The sequence below is a fragment of the Stutzerimonas sp. FeSN7 genome (assembly GCF_030263795.1).
Classification (GTDB): Bacteria; Pseudomonadota; Gammaproteobacteria; order Pseudomonadales; family Pseudomonadaceae; genus Stutzerimonas; species Stutzerimonas stutzeri.
This window is the reverse complement of sequence record NZ_JARPMN010000001.1, coordinates 1,527,625-1,544,673: the sequence shown is the minus strand read 5'-3', so window position 1 is coordinate 1,544,673 and position 17,049 is coordinate 1,527,625. Positions and strand designations below refer to the sequence as shown.

20 protein-coding genes are annotated in these 17,049 nt (G+C 63.5%); 2 read left to right on the top strand and 18 right to left on the bottom strand.

The window, feature by feature from the left end; genetic code table 11:
- Position 1: 1 nt before the first annotated feature.
- The 6 genes from P5703_RS07230 to ccmA all read right to left on the bottom strand — a co-directional run bounded on the left by P5703_RS07230 (position 2) and on the right by ccmA (position 4,755).
- On the bottom strand, positions 2-1,975 hold the full coding sequence (locus P5703_RS07230) for a heme lyase CcmF/NrfE family subunit (protein WP_230484599.1): 1,974 nt from the start codon (positions 1,973-1,975) through the stop codon (positions 2-4).
- Complete coding sequence (gene ccmE / locus P5703_RS07225) at positions 1,972-2,439, bottom strand: cytochrome c maturation protein CcmE (RefSeq protein ID WP_011913663.1); 468 nt, start codon at positions 2,437-2,439, stop codon at positions 1,972-1,974. Before ccmE ends, P5703_RS07230 begins: the two co-directional genes overlap by 4 nt.
- On the bottom strand, positions 2,436-2,612 hold the full coding sequence (gene ccmD / locus P5703_RS07220) for a heme exporter protein CcmD (protein WP_011913664.1): 177 nt from the start codon (positions 2,610-2,612) through the stop codon (positions 2,436-2,438). The genes ccmE and ccmD overlap by 4 nt, the downstream gene beginning before the upstream one ends.
- Positions 2,609-3,364: a heme ABC transporter permease gene (locus P5703_RS07215; protein WP_011913665.1), complete on the bottom strand. Its 756-nt coding sequence runs from the start codon at positions 3,362-3,364 to the stop codon at positions 2,609-2,611. The genes ccmD and P5703_RS07215 overlap by 4 nt, the downstream gene beginning before the upstream one ends.
- 87 nt (positions 3,365-3,451) lie before the next feature.
- Positions 3,452-4,123, bottom strand: a complete 672-nt coding sequence (ccmB, locus tag P5703_RS07210) for a heme exporter protein CcmB (RefSeq protein WP_011913666.1) — start codon at positions 4,121-4,123, stop codon at positions 3,452-3,454.
- A complete protein-coding gene (gene ccmA / locus P5703_RS07205) occupies positions 4,120-4,755 on the bottom strand; it encodes a cytochrome c biogenesis heme-transporting ATPase CcmA (RefSeq protein ID WP_011913667.1) in 636 nt (211 codons plus the stop codon). Before ccmA ends, ccmB begins: the two co-directional genes overlap by 4 nt.
- Before the next feature lie 136 nt (positions 4,756-4,891).
- On the opposite strand from ccmA, the gene fliK reads away from it, so the two are divergent.
- The gene (gene fliK / locus P5703_RS07200; protein WP_014597052.1) at positions 4,892-6,418 is read left to right on the top strand and encodes a flagellar hook-length control protein FliK; all 1,527 of its coding nucleotides are present in this window, start codon (positions 4,892-4,894) and stop codon (positions 6,416-6,418) included.
- On the top strand, positions 6,415-6,747 hold the full coding sequence (locus tag P5703_RS07195; protein ID WP_234493406.1) for an EscU/YscU/HrcU family type III secretion system export apparatus switch protein: 333 nt from the start codon (positions 6,415-6,417) through the stop codon (positions 6,745-6,747). Before fliK ends, P5703_RS07195 begins: the two co-directional genes overlap by 4 nt.
- Here P5703_RS07195 and P5703_RS07190 read toward each other — a convergent pair.
- The 12 genes from P5703_RS07190 to fliA form a co-directional block, all read right to left on the bottom strand.
- A complete protein-coding gene (locus P5703_RS07190; RefSeq protein WP_011913670.1) occupies positions 6,728-7,168 on the bottom strand; it encodes a rhodanese-like domain-containing protein in 441 nt (146 codons plus the stop codon). The two genes, P5703_RS07195 and P5703_RS07190, sit on opposite strands and share 20 nt — an antisense overlap.
- Positions 7,169-7,292: 124 nt before the next feature.
- Positions 7,293-7,706, bottom strand: coding sequence for a DUF2802 domain-containing protein (locus tag P5703_RS07185; protein WP_011913671.1), 414 nt, complete (start codon positions 7,704-7,706; stop codon positions 7,293-7,295).
- Between the two features lie 3 nt (positions 7,707-7,709).
- On the bottom strand, positions 7,710-8,189 hold the full coding sequence (locus tag P5703_RS07180; RefSeq protein WP_003296576.1) for a chemotaxis protein CheW: 480 nt from the start codon (positions 8,187-8,189) through the stop codon (positions 7,710-7,712).
- Positions 8,190-8,270: 81 nt separating this feature from the next.
- Positions 8,271-9,101, bottom strand: coding sequence for a CheW domain-containing protein (locus P5703_RS07175; RefSeq protein WP_049339443.1), 831 nt, complete (start codon positions 9,099-9,101; stop codon positions 8,271-8,273).
- An 86-nt stretch (positions 9,102-9,187) separates the two neighbouring features.
- The gene (locus P5703_RS07170) at positions 9,188-9,976 is read right to left on the bottom strand and encodes a ParA family protein (RefSeq protein WP_011913673.1); all 789 of its coding nucleotides are present in this window, start codon (positions 9,974-9,976) and stop codon (positions 9,188-9,190) included.
- Positions 9,977-10,062: 86 nt separating this feature from the next.
- Positions 10,063-10,899, bottom strand: coding sequence for a flagellar motor protein MotD (motD, locus tag P5703_RS07165; RefSeq protein ID WP_013983214.1), 837 nt, complete (start codon positions 10,897-10,899; stop codon positions 10,063-10,065).
- A gap of 5 nt (positions 10,900-10,904) precedes the next feature.
- A complete protein-coding gene (locus tag P5703_RS07160) occupies positions 10,905-11,645 on the bottom strand; it encodes a flagellar motor protein (RefSeq protein ID WP_013983215.1) in 741 nt (246 codons plus the stop codon).
- Positions 11,645-12,763, bottom strand: a complete 1,119-nt coding sequence (locus P5703_RS07155; protein ID WP_017243984.1) for a protein-glutamate methylesterase/protein-glutamine glutaminase — start codon at positions 12,761-12,763, stop codon at positions 11,645-11,647. The genes P5703_RS07160 and P5703_RS07155 overlap by 1 nt, the downstream gene beginning before the upstream one ends.
- Before the next feature lie 50 nt (positions 12,764-12,813).
- On the bottom strand, positions 12,814-15,030 hold the full coding sequence (locus tag P5703_RS07150; RefSeq protein ID WP_279641031.1) for a chemotaxis protein CheA: 2,217 nt from the start codon (positions 15,028-15,030) through the stop codon (positions 12,814-12,816).
- Positions 15,031-15,041: 11 nt separating this feature from the next.
- Positions 15,042-15,836: a protein phosphatase CheZ gene (locus tag P5703_RS07145; RefSeq protein WP_011913678.1), complete on the bottom strand. Its 795-nt coding sequence runs from the start codon at positions 15,834-15,836 to the stop codon at positions 15,042-15,044.
- Positions 15,837-15,859: 23 nt separating this feature from the next.
- The gene (locus P5703_RS07140; RefSeq protein WP_011913679.1) at positions 15,860-16,234 is read right to left on the bottom strand and encodes a chemotaxis response regulator CheY; all 375 of its coding nucleotides are present in this window, start codon (positions 16,232-16,234) and stop codon (positions 15,860-15,862) included.
- A 74-nt stretch (positions 16,235-16,308) separates the two neighbouring features.
- Positions 16,309-17,034, bottom strand: a complete 726-nt coding sequence (gene fliA / locus P5703_RS07135; RefSeq protein WP_013983217.1) for an RNA polymerase sigma factor FliA — start codon at positions 17,032-17,034, stop codon at positions 16,309-16,311.
- Positions 17,035-17,049: the final 15 nt, after the last annotated feature.

Here is a 17,049-nt window from a genome sequence, read left to right as displayed (position 1 = left end):
ATCAGGCTCCTTGCGCCGCCATACCCAATGCTTCGCGCACGCGGGTCTTTACCTTGACACGATAACGACGATCACTGGCGGCCAGGGCACCGCCCAGGCCCATCATCAGCGCACCCAACCAGATCCAGCGCACGAACGGCTTGATATGCACGCGCACTGCCCAGGCACCGTCGCCCAGCGGCTCGCCGAGGGCCACATAGAGGTCGCGAGTGAAGCCGGCGTCGATGCCCGCCTCGGTCATCGGCATCTGCTGCACGGTGTACAGGCGCTTCTCCGGATGCAGGGTGGCGATCTGCTTTTCACCGTCGAAAACCCGGATGGTGGCCTTGTCCGAGGTGAAGTTCGGCCCCTCGTGGTGCACCGCCCCCTCGAAGACGAACTCGTAGCCACCCAGCGACAGCGACTCGCCCGGCGCCAGGCGCAGGTCACGCTCGGAGCTCTGATGGCTGGTCAACACCACACCGATCGCACAGACAGCGAGGCCCAGGTGCGCCAGGTGCATGCCCCAATAACTCGGTGCAAGGCTCCGTGCCCCCTTCAACAGGCCCTTGTGGCGGGTCTTGTCGAGCAGATCGCGGACGCTGGCGATGACCACCCATGCCGCCAGCAGGGATACCGCGAGCACGGCCCAGTTGAAGTCACCGAACAGCAGCGAGCCGAGCCCGCCGAGTACCACGCTGGTAATCAGCACCGGCGTGAGCATGCCGAGCAACCACTTCACCGGCGTGTCCTTCCAGCGCACCATGATCCCGACACCCAGCGTAAGCATCAGCGCGGCCATCAACGGCACGAACATGGCGTTGAAGTACGGCGGCCCGACCGACAGCTTGGCGCCAGACAGGGCATCCAGCAGCAGCGGATACAGCGTACCCAGCAGGATCATCGCGGTCGCCACGACGAGCAGCAGGTTATTGACCAGCAGCAGGGTTTCGCGCGACCAGAGGCCGAAGCCGACCTGACTCTTGACCACCGGCGCGCGCAGGGCGAACAGGGTCAGCGAGCCACCGACCACCATCAGCAGGAACACCAGGATGAACACGCCGCGCTCGGGATCGGTAGCGAAGGCGTGAACGGAAGTGAGTACACCGGAACGGACGAGGAAGGTGCCGAGCAGGCTCAACGAAAAGGCCGCGATCGCCAGCAGCACCGTCCAGCTCTTGAAGACGCCGCGTTTCTCCGTAACGGCCAGCGAGTGGATCAACGCGGTACCGACCAGCCAGGGCATGAACGAGGCATTTTCCACCGGGTCCCAGAACCACCAGCCACCCCAGCCGAGCTCGTAATAGGCCCACCAGGAACCCAGGGCGATGCCCAGACCGAGGAACGCCCAGGCCACCAGCGTCCATGGACGGGACCAGCGCGCCCAGGCGGCATCCAGACGCCCGCCGAGCAGCGCGGCGATAGCGAAGGCGAAGGCAACCGAGAAACCGACGTACCCCATGTAGAGCATCGGGGGATGCACGATCAGACCGAAGTCCTGCAGTAGCGGGTTGAGATCCCGGCCATCCATCGGCACCTGCGGGAGCAACCGCTCGAACGGGTTGGAGGTGACGATCAGGAACAGCAGGAAGCCGATACTGATCAGGCCCATCACACCGAGCACGCGCGCCAACATGTCTTCCGGCAGCTGACGGGAGAAGATCGCCACCGCGAAGGTCCAGCCGGCGAGAATGAAGGCCCACAGCAGCAGCGAACCTTCGTGGGCACCCCACACGGCACTGAACTTGTAGTACCAGGGCAAGGCGCTGTTGGAGTTGTGCGCCACATAGGCGACGGAGAAATCGTCGACCATGAAGGCGTAGGTCAGGCAGGCGAAGGAGAAACCGAGAAACGCGAACTGACCCCAGGCCGCCGGCTGCGCCAGGCCCATCCATTGCCGGTCACCGCGCCAGGCACCGATCAGCGGCAGCGTGGCCTGGACCACGGCCAGGCACAGTGCCAGAATCATTGCCAGATGGCCGAGCTCCGGAATCATTTCGCGTACTCCTGCTTGCCGCCCTCGTAATGCTTCATCATGCCGCTCTTCTCCAGCGCCTGGGTCACCTCCGGCGGCATGTAGTTCTCATCGTGCTTGGCCAGGACCTCGTCGGCGACCAGCACGCCGTCGGCGTTGACCCGGCCCAGTGCGACGATACCCTGCCCTTCACGGAACAGATCCGGGAGGATGCCTTGATAGGTGATGGTGATCGCCTGGGCGCCATCGGTGACACGGAAGGCGACGCTGAGCGAATCGTTGGTGCGCTTGACCGAACCCTCTTCCACCAGCCCGCCTGCGCGGATTCGGGTGCCCTCCGGCGCTTCGCCGGCAGCGATCTGGGACGGCGTGTAGAACAGGTTGATGTTCTGCTGCAGGGCGGACAACGCCAGCGCCACGGCGATACCGACACCGGCGAGAATCGCCAGGACGATGAAAAGACGCTTCTTGCGCACCGGATTCACTTCGACTCCTCCCGGCGCAAACGACGCGCCTCATCTTGCAGGTAACGCCGACGCGCCAGTACGGGCAGCGCAACGTTGAGAATCAGCACCGCCAGGCTGATGCCGTATGCGGTCCAGACGTACACGCCATGATTGCCCATGGCGATGAAATCGGCGAAGGATGAAAAGTTCACGAGTTATTTCCCACCAGAGCCTTGACCTCGTTCTTCACCCAGCTTGCACGCGACTCGCGGCGCAGCACTTCCAGGCGCATGCGCATCAGCAGCACCGCGGTGAAGAAGCAATAGAAGCCGATCACCATCACCAGCAGCGGCAGCCACATCTCCATCGGCATGGCCGGTTTCTCGGTCACCTTGAAGGTCGCTGGCTGGTGCAGCGTGTTCCACCACTCCACCGAGTACTTGATGATCGGGATATTCACTACGCCGACGATCGCCAGCACCGCACAGGCCTTGGCCGCGCTGTCACGGTTACTGATTGCCTGGCCCAGCGCAATGATGCCGAAGTACAGGAACAGTAGGATCAGCATCGAGGTCAGCCGCGCGTCCCACACCCACCAGGCGCCCCAGGTCGGTTTGCCCCAGACCGCGCCGGTGAGCAGTGCGATGAAAGTCATCCACGCGCCGATCGGCGCCGCCTGCTGCAGCGCAACGTCAGCCAGCTTCATCTTCCAGACCAGTCCCACCACGCCGGCGACGGCGAGCATCACGTAGATGGACTGGGCCAGGAATGCGGCGGGGACATGAATGTAGATGATCCGGAAGCTGTTGCCCTGCTGGTAGTCCTCGGGAGCGAACGCCAGGCCCCAGACCACGCCGACGCTGACCAGCAACACGGCTGCCCAGGCCAGCCAGGGCAACCAACGCCCGCTGATCTCGTAGAACCACTTCGGTGAGCCCAGCTTGTGAAACCATGTCCAGTTCATCGGATGACTCGTCGTCCAGCGAGGCCCTGATGGATCAGGCCTCGAAATTCGTTACATCGACCGGCACATGCCGGCCATCTGGTATCGCTATTCGCCGACGCTGATCTTCAGCCCGGCGGCTATCGCAAAGGGTGCAAGAGTAACGGCCAACGCGGTCAGGCTGGCCAGCCAGAGCAGGTGTCCGACCGCCGGCAGGCCTTGCAGCGCCGCCTGCAGTGCACCACTGCCAAGGATCAGTACCGGGATGTAGAGCGGCAGGATCAGCAGTGCCAGCAGCAAACCGCCGCGCTTGAGCCCAACCGTAAGCGCCGCACCGACCGCACCGAGCAGGCTGAGGATCGGCGTTCCCAGCAGCAGCGATACCAGCAACACCGGGATGGTCCCAATCGGGAGGCCGAGCATCAACCCCAGCAGGGGCGCCAGCAAGACCAACGCCAAGCCGGAAAATGCCCAGTGTGCCAGCACCTTGGCGAGCACCAGAAGCGCGAGCGGGTGCGGCGAAACGACCCACTGCTCCAGGGAACCATCCTCGAAATCGCTGCGGAACAGGCCATCCAGCGAAAGCAGAACCGCAAGCAGCGCGGCAACCCATACCAGTCCCGGCGAAATCGTCTGCAGCAATTGCGTTTCCGGCCCGACCGCCAGAGGAAACAGTGCGATGACGATGGCGAAGAAGACCAGCGGGTTGGCCAGTTCGGCTGGGCGGCGGAACAACAGGCGAGTCTCGCGCGCCAGCAGGAGAGTGAAGACGCTGCTCATGCGGCCCGCTGCCCCAGATCCAGCTCACGATAGCCGATGGGCTTCTCCGTCAGGCTGTGGTGGGTGGTCAGCACGACCAGCCCGCCCTGCTCGCAATGGGCTGCCAGATGCCGTTCCAACTGCGCCACGCCATGCTTGTCGAGCGCGGTGAAGGGTTCATCGAGGATCCACAAAGGCGGCGGCGAGAGATACAACCGTGCCAGGCCGACGCGACGCTGCTGACCGGCGGACAGGGTGTGACAGGGCACGTCTTCGAAGCCCCGCAGTCCTACCTCGGCAAGGGCTTGCCAGATCGCGTCGCGGCCCGCGGGTTGATGCAGAGCGCAGAGCCAGGTGAGATTTTCTTCCGCAGTCAGCAGCCCCTTGATTCCGGCTGCATGACCGATCCACAACAGGTTGCGCGCCAATTCGCCACGCTGGGCATCCAGCGGCTGCCCCTGGAGCCGCACCTCGCCGGAGGTCGGCTGCATCAAACCGGAAAGCAGGCGTAGCAGGCTGGTCTTGCCGCTGCCGTTGGGGCCCGATATCTGCAGCATCTCGCCGCGCTCGAGACGGAGATCGAGCTTGTCGAACAACAGCCGCCAATCCCGCTCGCAGGCGAGCGCTACAGCTTCGAGAAAGGGAGTTGACACGGCTGGCGACACCTCAAGATGAAAAAGGCCCGGCCGCTATACTCAGGCATCAGGGCCAGGCGGGCGGAATTATACATGGCAACCCCAGGTGCCGAGGGCCGCAAACGCGAAAGGTTGTAAGAGCATTTGAGGAAAGATGACCGAGATCAAGAGTACCACTGCCCTGCCCCCGACCAGCGCGACACGTCCGGCTGTAGCGGCACAGGATCTCGCCCTCAAGGTGCTGCAACCGATGCAGAACCTGCTGGCAGCTGGCGAGCAGATCGAAGCCGAAGTGGTCAGCATCCGGGAGGCCGCCGAAGCGTTCCGCCTGGTGTTGCGCCTGACCATGGGCAGCGGACGCCAGGCCACGGTAGAAGTCAGCAGCAACAAACCCGCCGCGCCCGGCACGGCGCTGGTCGTCACCGCATTGTCCGATACCCGTCTGCTGGCCACGCCGCAAGCGGCCGGACGTCAGCCGGCCTCGATGATCGATCTGCAGCAGCTTCCGGTAGGCAGCGTGATCCAGGGCCGCGTCGTGGCGACCAGCCAGCAGCGCACGGAGGACGGGCAAACGTCTTTCAAGATCGTTGTCAGCCTGCTCAACTCACCCGTTGCCGGGCAGAAACTCAGCATCGAATCGGCCAACCCGCTGGCGCTCGGCAGTCTTTTGACGGCGCAGGTCAAGGACAGCCAGTCCCTGGCGTTTCTGCCACTGAGCGGTCGGCTCGATCAACTGCATGTCGGTGAGCAGCTGGGCGCGCAGCAGAACCGACAGGCTTCGCTGGAAGGATTGTTCAGGGCGCTGCAGGGCGCGCCGGGCGCGCTCCCGGAAGGGCTGCGCGGTGCAGCGGAGAAGCTGCTCGGGCTGATTCCGGAGATGCAGCAGTTGGGCGACGCCAAGGCGCTGGCAGCAGCGCTGGCTCGGAGCGGCGTGTTCCTGGAGGCCCGCCTGCTTGCCGGCCATACCGATGGACTGCAAGGCGACCTCAAGGCCGGACTGCTGCGCCTGCTGGCGCAGATGCCCAATCTGCCGGGTAGTACGCCTTTGGGGGGAGCGCAGGCCGGCGCCATCGGCCAGGCACTGCCTGCCTTCGCGCGGCAAGCGCTGGGCTCGCTGGCGCAGAACAGTCCGCGTCAGCTCGCGCTCGGCTTTCCGCTGCCGGCCAGGTTACCGCCCGGTCTCGAGGAAGAAGCCGATCTGGAAATGCTGCTCAAGCTCGCTGCCGCTGCCGTATCGAGGCTCCAGACCCACCAGCTTTCCAGCCTGGCGCAGACACAGGTCGGGCCCGACGGCACTATGGTCACCACCTGGCAGCTGGAATTGCCGATGCGGGACCACCGCGACATCGTGCCACTGCAGATCAAGCTGCAGCGCGAAGACCAGCCGAAACGACAGGAAAAGGAGCGCGGCGATCCGCTGTGGAAGATCGAACTGGCGTTCGACGTCGCTCCGCTCGGCCCGTTGCAGGTTCAGGCCCAATTGACGCGCGGAACGCTGTCCAGCCAGCTCTGGGCCGAGCGCAGCGCCACCGCCCAGCTGGTCGCCAAGGAACTAGCTCATCTGCGCGAGCGCTTGCAGGCGGCCGGGCTGAGCGTAGGCGAACTGAGCTGCCGCCAAGGCACACCGCCGCAGGGCCCCAGCACCACGCTGGAACAACGTTTCGTGGACGAAAAAGCATGACAGACAAGCAGCCGCGCCAAGCCATCGCCCTGAGCTACGACGGCGTCAACGCGCCGAGCCTCAGCGCCAAGGGTGACGATGAGTTGGCCGAGGCGATTCTTGCGATCGCTCGGGAACATGAAGTGCCGATCTACGAGAACGCCGACCTGGTAAAACTGCTGGCGAGACTGGAGCTGGGCGACGAGATTCCCGAGGCCCTGTACCGGACCATCGCCGAGATCATCGCGTTCGCCTGGTACCTCAAGGGCAAGTGCCCACCCGGTTTTCAGGCAGCGTCCGACTCCGGTTCTGCGGCGAACCTGCCGCTGCTCAGTGGGCCTGGGCGTTGAGCGTGGCGGCCGCCCGGTCTTCTCCGGTGACCTGCGGAAAATCGTGCAGCTGCCAGGCAAAATAGCCCGAGCGGAAGTAGAACACCCGCGTGTAGCCCCAGCTGACAGCCATGCGCGCCGCTTCCGCGCTGCGCGGGCAGACTTCGCTGTCGCAGTAGATCACCAGCGGCAGCTCGCGGGGCCATTCCGGCCCGGCCAGGCTCACGAAGTCACTGGCGAGATCGAAATGTACGGCGCCTTCCACATGCCCCCACAGCCATTCCCGATCAGCACGGACGTCAATGAACACTGCGCCCAGCTCATGCAGTCGCTTGGCCTGAAAGACGTTGACGGTCATCGCCCCGTCGACATTGTCCGGGGCCTCGGCAGCATGCGCGCCAAACGAAACCACGACCAACAGCACAACCAGTATGCGCCGCATCTTTGCCCTCCTCGTCCCAGGCCGGGACATGGATGCGCTCAGCGAAGCCAAGCCGATACGGTGTTGGAATATGGGGGATTCAGGAGGTTCCGATCAGGCCGACGAGGGGCTCGATCAGCCGGGATCAGGGCTTCTGACGGGCCTTGTGCAGCTTGCTCATCAGCTCGGCTTCGGACTGCGACAGCCCACAGGACTGGGTCAGGTCGTCGATGCTGGCGCCCATGCCGACCAGCTTGGCGGCCTGGGACAGCGCGAAGTTGTTGGGATCGCGCTGCTCCAGCTGAGTGAGCTTGTCCGGCAACGGGGCAACGGTACGGCTCAGTTCGCGTAGCTCGTCGCCCATGCGCAGGCTGCCCTCCAGATAGGCATCCAGACGGCTGCTCAGCTCCTTGATTCGCTTGTCCCTGCTGGCGTCACGCTGCTGCTGTTGCTCGGCCAGCAGGCGCTGCCGTCTGAGCAGCCACAGGCAGAACCCCAGCAGCCCCAGACAGCAGAAGGCCAGCGCAACCAGCGATGCGACCAGCGACGCGATCAGCATGTATCAGATGCTCTCAAGCTCGGCCCATTCTTCTTCGCTCATCATCTTGTCGAGTTCGACCAGAATCAGCAGCTCGCCGTTCTTGTTGCAAACGCCCTGAATGAACTTGGCGGATTCGTCGTTGCCCACGTTCGGCGCGGTTTCGATCTCGGACTGGCGGAGGTAGACCACCTCGGCAACGCTATCGACCATGATGCCGATGACCTGGCGGTCGGCTTCGATGATCACGATGCGGGTGTTGTCCGACACCGGCGCCGGCTCCAGACCGAAGCGCTGGCGGGTATCGATGACCGTGACCACGTTGCCGCGCAGGTTGATGATGCCCAGCACATAGCTAGGTGCACCCGGCACCGGAGCGATCTCGGTATAGCGCAACACTTCCTGAACCTGCATCACGTTGATGCCATACGTCTCGTTGTCCAGACGGAAGGTCACCCATTGCAGAACAGGATCTTCGGAACCCTGCGCAGACGTCATCTTCATAGTCCCACCTTCTCTAGTTACCGCTTTGGCGGTCGATTCTATCGTGGGGCCGCGCAAAGCACGGCCCCCTCGTCGGTTGTGTCAATGTGTTTTCGGCTTCGCCGCGTCGTGCATATGCTTGACCGCACCGCTGGCAATCAGCTCGGCCAGCGCAGTCACGTCGACCAGTGCGCACATGTGTTCGATCACCGTGCCGGCCAGCCAGGGGCGCTGATGACGCTGGGTGCGCCACTTCACCTCGCTAGGGTCCAGGCGAATCGAGCGGCTCACCTGGTGCACCGCCAGCCCCCACTCGTAGCCCTGGACAGAGATCACGTACTGCAGGCCCTCACGAAAATCGTCGCGATAACGGTCCGGCATCACCCAACGCGCGGTATCCAGTACTTTGAGATTGCCCGCCTGGCTCGGCAGTATGCCAAGAAACCAGCTGGGCTGACCGAACAGCGGGGTCAGTTCCTGCCCTGCCAGCGGATAGATGGAACCCAGACACACCAGCGGTACCGCCAGCGTCAGCCCGGCGACATCGAACAGCAGGCACTCGAAGGGCTCATCACCCCAACCCGGATGTGCTTGTGCCGGAACCTCCAGCGGTTCGCTGGCAGGCGGCGGTGCCACCAGCACTTCTACGACCGGTTCGGGGGCCGCTGGCGCCGCTACTGCTTCGGCAACGACCAGGGGCGGAGCGACAGGAGCCGTCTCGGGGACGGCAACCGGCGGCGCGGACGGCACGATTTCCAGCCGCGGAGGTTGGCTTTGCCGGATATCGCGCAGCTGCTCCTCGAGCACCGCGGCCTTGAATTCATCCTGACTGACCGAATCCGCCAGCTCGATGGCAGCATCCTGCAGCAGCCCATCGAGATAGGACTGCAGCGCCTGCTGGGATCGGGTTTCGGTGAGAACGGTGCGGTTCATGGAGCGAACTCGTGATGAGAATCTGAACAGGCTATCGGCCATGTGCGCGACAAACTTGAGCCATCAGCCGCCGAGCGGCATGCCATTCATGCCACCTGCGGTGAGGCTTGCGACGCCAGCAGATGCTTGAGCAGGGCACGATAGGCAATCACCGCCCGGCTGGCCGGATCGAACTGCGACGGCGTCAGGCCGGCGCGGCTGGCATCACGCAGGCGAGTATCGACCGGGATAAAGGCCGGCCACAGGTGATCGGCATAACCGGCACGCAGCACCTTGAGCGTGTTCATCGACGCCTGGGTCCGGCGATCGAACAGCGTAGGCACGATGGTGTACGGCAGCGCCTGCTTGCGCGACCGGTTGATCATCGCCAGCGTGCTGACCATCCGCTCCAGCCCCTTCATCGCCAGGAACTCGGTCTGTACCGGAATCACCAGCTGCTGGCTCGCCGCCAGGGCATTGACCATCAGCACGCCAAGCAGTGGCGGACTGTCGATGATCGCGTAATCGAAATCCTGCCAGAGCTGGGAAAGGCTCTTGGCGATCACCAGCCCGAGACCGTTCTGCCCCGGGGACTGGCGCTCCAGTGTCGCCAGCACGGTGCTCGACGGCATCAGCGAGATGCGCTCGTGGCTGGTGGCCAGCAGTAACTGCCAGGGCAGCCCCTCCGGAACGGTGCCCTGATGCTGGAACAGGTCGAACACGCTGTGCTCCAGATTGTCGGGATCGTGACCGAAATAGCTGGTCATCGAACCATGCGGGTCCAGATCCAGCACCACGACCCGTTTACCGGAGTCGGCCAGCAGACCTGCCAGCGCGACCGACGTGGTGGTCTTGCCCACTCCACCCTTTTGATTGGCTACAGCCCAGACTCTCATTGCTTATCCACCCGGCGAATGGACCGGAACGGCTCCGCCTGAAAATGGCAGAGCGACGGTGTTTTGACGACTGCGCCCGGAAGCGCTTACATGGACCCGGCTGGTGCAGATTGTGTGCCAGCACGTCGCAAGGCTTCGTTCGGCCGGGCGTTGCCGCTGCCTACGCCGGTCACACTGCGCCGCACATCGAGATTGCGCGACACTACCAGCACCACACGGCGATTCCGTGCCCGTCCCTCGGCAGTCGCATTGTCCGCCACAGGCTGAAACTCACCATACCCCACCGCTGCCAACCTGGACGGATTGACGCCCTGCGCCGCCAGCATCCGAACCACGCTGCCGGCACGCGCGGCAGACAGCTCCCAGTTGGTCGGAAACTTGTCGGTACTGATGGGCAGATTGTCGGTGAAGCCTTCGACGTGGACCGGGTTGTCGAACGGAGCCAGAATTCCGGCAACCTTGTCGATCAGCTGGAACGCCTGATCGTTGGGCAACGCATCGCCGCTGGGAAACAGCAGGCTGGAGCTGAGCTCTATCTCGATCCACAGCTCGTTGCCCCGAATCGTCAGCTGGTCATTGGCGATCAGCTCGCCGAATGTCTCACGCATGCTCTGTGCGATGCGCTCCAGCGGATCGAGCGTCGGCTCCCCGGAGCCGGGACCGGTGAGATCCTCGACCTGCGAAACGTCGGGCTCGGTGGTGCGCGGTCGCTCTTCACCGATGGGAATGGGTTTGACCGAACGGTCGACCTGGTTGAACACGCCGACCAGCGAATCGGAGAGGATCTTGTACTTGCCTTCGTTGATCGAGGAAATGGAATACATCACCACGAAAAAGGCAAACAGCAAGGTGATGAAGTCAGCATACGAGACCAGCCAACGTTCGTGGTTCTCGTGCTCTTCCGGCGCTCTGCGTCTGGCCATGGCGCTCAGTCCATGAAGCCTTGCAGCTTCATCTCGATGGAGCGCGGGTTCTCACCCTCGGCGATCGACAGGACCCCCTCCAGCAGCATCTCGCGGTAGGCCGTCTGCCGCTGGACGATGCTCTTGAGCTTATTGCCGACCGGCAACACCAGCAGGTTGGCAAAGGCGACGCCATAGATGGTGGCAACGAACGCCACGGCGATACCGCTGCCCAGCTGACTGGGATCGGCAAGGTTGCCCATCACATGGATCAGCCCCATCACCGCACCGATGATTCCGATGGTCGGCGAGTAGCCGCCCATGCTCTCGTAGACCTTGGCGGCGCGCAGGTCGCGGCCCTCCTGGGTATAGAGATCAACCTCGAGAATGCTGCGGATCACCTCCGGCTCGGCGCCGTCGACCAGCAGTTGCAGGCCTTTGCGCGCGTACGGATCGGGCTCGGTCTCGGCGACGGGCTCGAGGCCGAGCAGCCCCTCCTTGCGTGCCGTGTTGCTCCAGGTGGTCACCATGAGAATGCCGCGCGCCAGATCGATGCGCGGCGGAAAGAAGATCCAGCGGCCGATGCTCATCGCCCGCATGAACACCGCGATCGGCGTCTGCAGCAACACCGCGCCCAGCGTACCGCCCAGCACGATCAATGCTGCCGGTCCGTTGAGCAACGCCGAGATATGGCCGCCCTCGAGAAAGTTGCCCCCGACGATGGCGACGAACGCAAGCAACAGCCCGATAAGGCTGAGTACGTCCATCAGATGCAGGCCTCGGCCAGATTGCGGCCGATGTCATCCAGACCGTACACGGCGTCGCTGAGGTTGGCCTTCACCACCGCCATCGGCATGCCGTAGATCACGCAGCTGGCTTCATCCTGCGCCCACACCTGGCTGCCGCTCTGCTTGAGCAGACGCGCGCCTTCACGGCCATCGGCGCCCATGCCGGTCAGCACCACCGCCAGCACCTTGTCGTGGAACGACTTGGCCGCCGAGCCGAAGGTCACGTCGACACAGGGCTTGTAGTTCAGGCGATCATCGCCGGGCAGGATGCGCACGGCGCCGCGCCCATCGATCATCATCTGTTTGCCGCCGGGTGCCAGCAATGCGAGCCCTGGGCGCAGCACATCGCCGTCCTCGGCCTCCTTGACGCGAATACGGCAGAGCTTGTCCAGGCGATCGGCGAAGGCCTTGGTGAAAGCCGCCGGCATGTGCTGGATCAGCACGATCGGCGCGGGAAAGTTGGCCGGCAGCTGGGTCAGCACACGCTGCAGCGCCACAGGGCCACCGGTGGAAGTACCGATCGCCACCAGCTTGTAGGCCTTGCGCTTGGGCGCGGGAGAGCGGCTGGCCGCAGGCGCAGGTGTTGCCGCTGCGCTGCCCGCACGAGGCGCAGTCGAAGCGGGCAGCGCCGAAGCCGTGCCACGCGGTGAAGTCGAAGGCGTAGCAACGCTCGAAGAGCAGAAGGTGCTGTAGCGACGGTTACTGCGCGAGACGGTATGCACCTTTTCGCACAGCAGCTGCTTGACCTTGTCCGGGTTGCGCGAGATGTCCTCGAAGTTCTTCGGCAGATAGTCCACCGCGCCGGCATCCAGCGCATCGAGGGTGACCCGCGCGCCTTCGTGCGTCAGCGAGGAAAACATCAGCACCGGCGTGGGACAGCGCTGCATGATCTGCCGGACCGCGGTGATGCCGTCCATCATCGGCATCTCGTAATCCATGGTGATGACGTCCGGCTTCAGCGCCAGCACCTGATCGATCGCCTCGCGCCCGTTGGTGGCGGTGCCGACGACCTGGATATTGGGATCAGAGGAAAGGATTTCCGAGACACGCCGGCGAAAGAAACCGGAATCGTCGACGACCAGGACCTTGACTGCCATACATCACTCCTAGCGACAGCGCCGCACACAGGCGGCGCTGCCTGACCGAATCAAACCCTGCGCGCGTACCGCTTGAGCATGCTGGGCACATCGAGAATCAGAGCGATGCGGCCATCGCCGGTGATGGTCGCGCCGGACATGCCGGGCGTACCCTGCAGCATCTTGCCCAGTGGCTTGATAACCACCTCTTCCTGGCCGACCAGCTGATCGACGACGAAGCCGATGCTCTGGTTGCCGACGCTGAGAATCACCACGTGACCTTCGCGCTGCTCTTCCTGAGCGGCGTCATGGACCAGCCAGCGCTTGAGGTAGAACAACGGCAGCGCCTTGTCGCGCACGATCACCACTTCCTGACCGTCGACGACGTTGGTACGCGACAGGTCCAGGTGGAAGATCTCGTTGACGTTGACCAGCGGGAAGGCGAACGCCTGGTTGCCAAGCATCACCATCAGCGTCGGCATGATTGCCAGGGTCAGCGGCACCTTGATCACCACCTTCGAGCCCTGGCCCTTGGTGGAGAACACGTTGACCGTACCGTTGAGCTGGGAAATCTTGGTCTTGACCACGTCCATGCCGACGCCGCGGCCGGACACGTCGGAAATCTCGGTCTTGGTCGAAAAGCCCGGCGCGAAGATCAGGTTGTAGCACTCCAGATCGCTCAGGCGGTCTGCGGCATCCTTCTCCAGCATGCCCTTTTCCACAGCCTTGGCACGCAGGATGTTGGCATCCATACCCTTGCCGTCATCACTGATGACCAGCAGGATATGGTCGCCTTCCTGCTCGGCGGACAGCACCACTCGACCGGTACGCGGCTTGCCGGCGGCCTCGCGCTCCTCCGGCATCTCGATACCGTGGTCGACGGCGTTGCGCACCAGGTGCACCAGCGGATCGGCCAGGGCCTCGACCAGGTTCTTGTCCAGGTCGGTTTCCTCGCCCACCAGCTCCAGGTTGATCTCTTTCTTCAGGCTGCGCGCCAGATCGCGAACCAGTCGCGGGAAGCGACCGAAGACTTTCTTGATCGGCTGCATGCGGGTCTTCATCACCGCGCTCTGCAGGTCGGCGGTGACCACGTCGAGGTTGGAAACGGCCTTGGCCATCGCCTCGTCGCCGCTATTGGAACCCAGGCGCACCAGGCGGTTACGGACCAGCACCAGTTCGCCGACCATGTTCATGATCTCGTCGAGGCGCGCGGTATCGACACGCACGGTAGTCTCGACTTCGGCCGGAGCCTTGTCCGCCGCGGCCGGTGCCGGAGCGGCCGCCTTGCTCGCTGCCGCGGCCGGCTTGGCTGGCGCAGCGGCACGTGCGGGCTCCGCCTTGGGTGCCGCCTTTGCCGGGGCTGCCGCAACGGGCTCGGCCGGGGACGCATCGGCGACCGCCGGCTCGAACTTGCCCTTGCCGTGCAGCTGATCGAGCAGCGCTTCGAACTCGTCGTCGGTTATTTCGTCGCCGGACGCCGCGGGCGCACTGTCCTTGGCGGACTCGGCGCCGGCCGCTTCGGCCGACGAGCCGACTGGCTCGAACTTGCCCTTGCCGTGCAGCTGGTCGAGAAGCGCTTCGAATTCCTCATCGGTGATTTCATCACCGGTCTTTGCAGCGGCTGCATCCGGCGCAACAGGTACCGCAGGCGCTGCGGCGCTGGCCGGTGCCGAGAACTGGCCCTTGCCATGCAACTGATCGAGCAGCGACTCGAATTCGTCGTCGGTGATCTCGTCGGTAACGGGGCCGTGTTCGGCCTCGCTCGCAGCCGTCTCGCTCGCAGCCGGCTGGATCGCGTCGAGCAACTGCTCGAACTCGCTATCGGCGCCAGCGGGCTCGGCCTCAGGCTCGGCGACCACCTGCGGGGCAGCCGGAACGACTGGCGCCGCATCGGCGGAAGCGGGCTCGGCGAGGCGCGCAAGCGCAGCCAGCAGCTCGGGTGAGGCTGGCGTCGGTTCGACGCGTTCGCGGACCTGACTGAACATTTCGTTCACGGCGTCCAGCGCCTGCAGAACGACATCCATCAGTTCGGAATCGACGCGACGCTCACCCTTGCGCAGGATGTCGAAGACGTTTTCGGCGATATGGCAGCACTCCACCAGCTCATGAAGCTGAAGGAAGCCTGCACCGCCCTTGACCGTGTGGAACCCGCGAAAAATCGCATTGAGCAACGCCATGTCATCGGGGCTGCTTTCCAGCTCCACGAGTTGCTCGGACAATAGTTCGAGAATCTCGCCGGCCTCTACCAGGAAGTCCTGGAGGATTTCTTCATCGGCGTCGAAGCTCATATTCACTTCCCCTAAAAGCCCAGGCTTGAAAGCAGATCATCGACATCGTCCTGGCCGGAAACGACGTCTTCACGCATATCGGCATGCATCTGCGGACCTTCACCGTTGGAAGGCATTTTTTCTTGTTTTTTCTTCTCTTGCTCGGCGCGCATGGCATCGCGGTCGTGCTGGATGCCGGCAACGCGGTCCACCTGCCCCGCCATGAGGACGAGATTGAGCAGGTTGCTTTCAAGCTCGGTGATCAGTCGGGTCACCCGCTTGATCACCTGGCCGGTTAGATCCTGGAAGTCCTGGGCCAGCATGATCTCGCTGAGATTCTGCGAAAGCTGGCTGCCATCGTTCATGCTGCGCTGCAGGTACTGGTCGATGCGCTTGACCAGATCGCGGAACTGCTCGGCATTCATGTCACGGCGCATGAAGCGCTGCCAATCGGCCGTCAGGCTCTGGGCCTCGTAGCTGACATAGTTCACCAGCGGGGCCGATTCCTCGACCAGGTCCATGGTGCGATTGGCGGCTTTCTCGGTCATTTCCACCACGTAGGACAGACGGTCGGTGGCATCGGTGATCGGTGACGGGTCGCCGCCCGTGGCGCAGGTATCCATCTCAAGCTTGACGATGGCGTTGTGCAGCTCGCGCGTGAGCTTGCCCACTTCCTGATAGAGCCCGTTGTTGCGCACCTGATTGAGCTCGTTGAACATCTGCGTCGCTTCATCGAAGCGGCCTTGCTGCAGGCTTTCAATCAGGCGGGGTGCGTTGGCCTTCAGAGTCGCTTCGAACTCTGCCAGGCTTTGGTCTGCTTGCGTCATAGTGCCCTCGCGGCGTTACTGCTTCAGCCGTTGACGCGCTCGAAGATCTTCTCGATCTTTTCCTTGAGCACCTGGGCGGTGAAGGGTTTGACCACATAGCCATTGACCCCGGCCTGGGCCGCTTCGATGATCTGATCGCGCTTCGCCTCGGCGGTCACCATCAGTACCGGCAGATGCTTGAGGCGCTCGTCCGCGCGCACTGTGCGCAGCAGATCGATACCGCTCATGCCCGGCATGTTCCAGTCGGTGACCAGGAAATCGAAGCTGCCGCTTTTCAGCATCGGCAGTGCGGTGGTGCCGTCGTCCGCCTCGGCGGTGTTGGTGAACCCCAGATCACGCAAGAGGTTCTTGATGATTCGTCTCATCGTCGAGAAGTCATCGACGATGAGGATTTTCATGTTCTTGTCCAAGTCGACCTCCGTAAGTCCCAAAATGCCTCAGCAAACCGAGCACGTCATACCGCAAACAATTGTCAATTGGCGCGCCATTCGCCGAGGCGTGCACGCAAGCGCGCAGCACACTGGCTATGCAACTGGCTCACACGCGACTCGCTGACTCCCAGCACCTGACCAATTTCCTTCAAGTTCAACTCTTCGTCGTAATACAGCGACAGCACCAGCTTCTCGCGTTCGGGCAGATTGCCGATGGCATCGGCCAGCGCCTGCTGGAAACGCTCGTCCTCCAGATCGCGAAACGGTTCCGGATGGGTGCTGCTCGCGTCTTCCTGCAGTTCGCCGTGCTCGCCTTCCTGCAGCAGATCGTCAAAGCTGAAGAGGCGGCTGCCCAGCGTGTCGCCGAGAATGGCGTAATACTCGTCGAGGCTAAGCTTAAGTTCGGCCGCAACCTCGTGATCTTTAGCGTCACGCCCGGTTTTCGCCTCGATGGCGCGGATCGCCTCGCTGACCATGCGCGAGTTGCGGTGCACCGAGCGCGGCGCCCAGTCCCCCTTGCGAACTTCGTCGAGCATGGTGCCGCGGATGCGGATACCGGCGTAGGTTTCGAAACTGGCACCTTTGCCGGCGTCGTATTTCTTCGCTGCTTCCAGCAGTCCGATCATTCCAGCCTGGATCAGATCGTCCACCTGCACACTGGCAGGCAGGCGCGCCAACAGGTGGTAAGCGATTCGCTTGACCAACGGGGCGTACTGATCGATCAGGCGGTACTGCGCATCCTTTGCCTGAGCCTTGCTGTAATACATAGCGGATCCGGCACC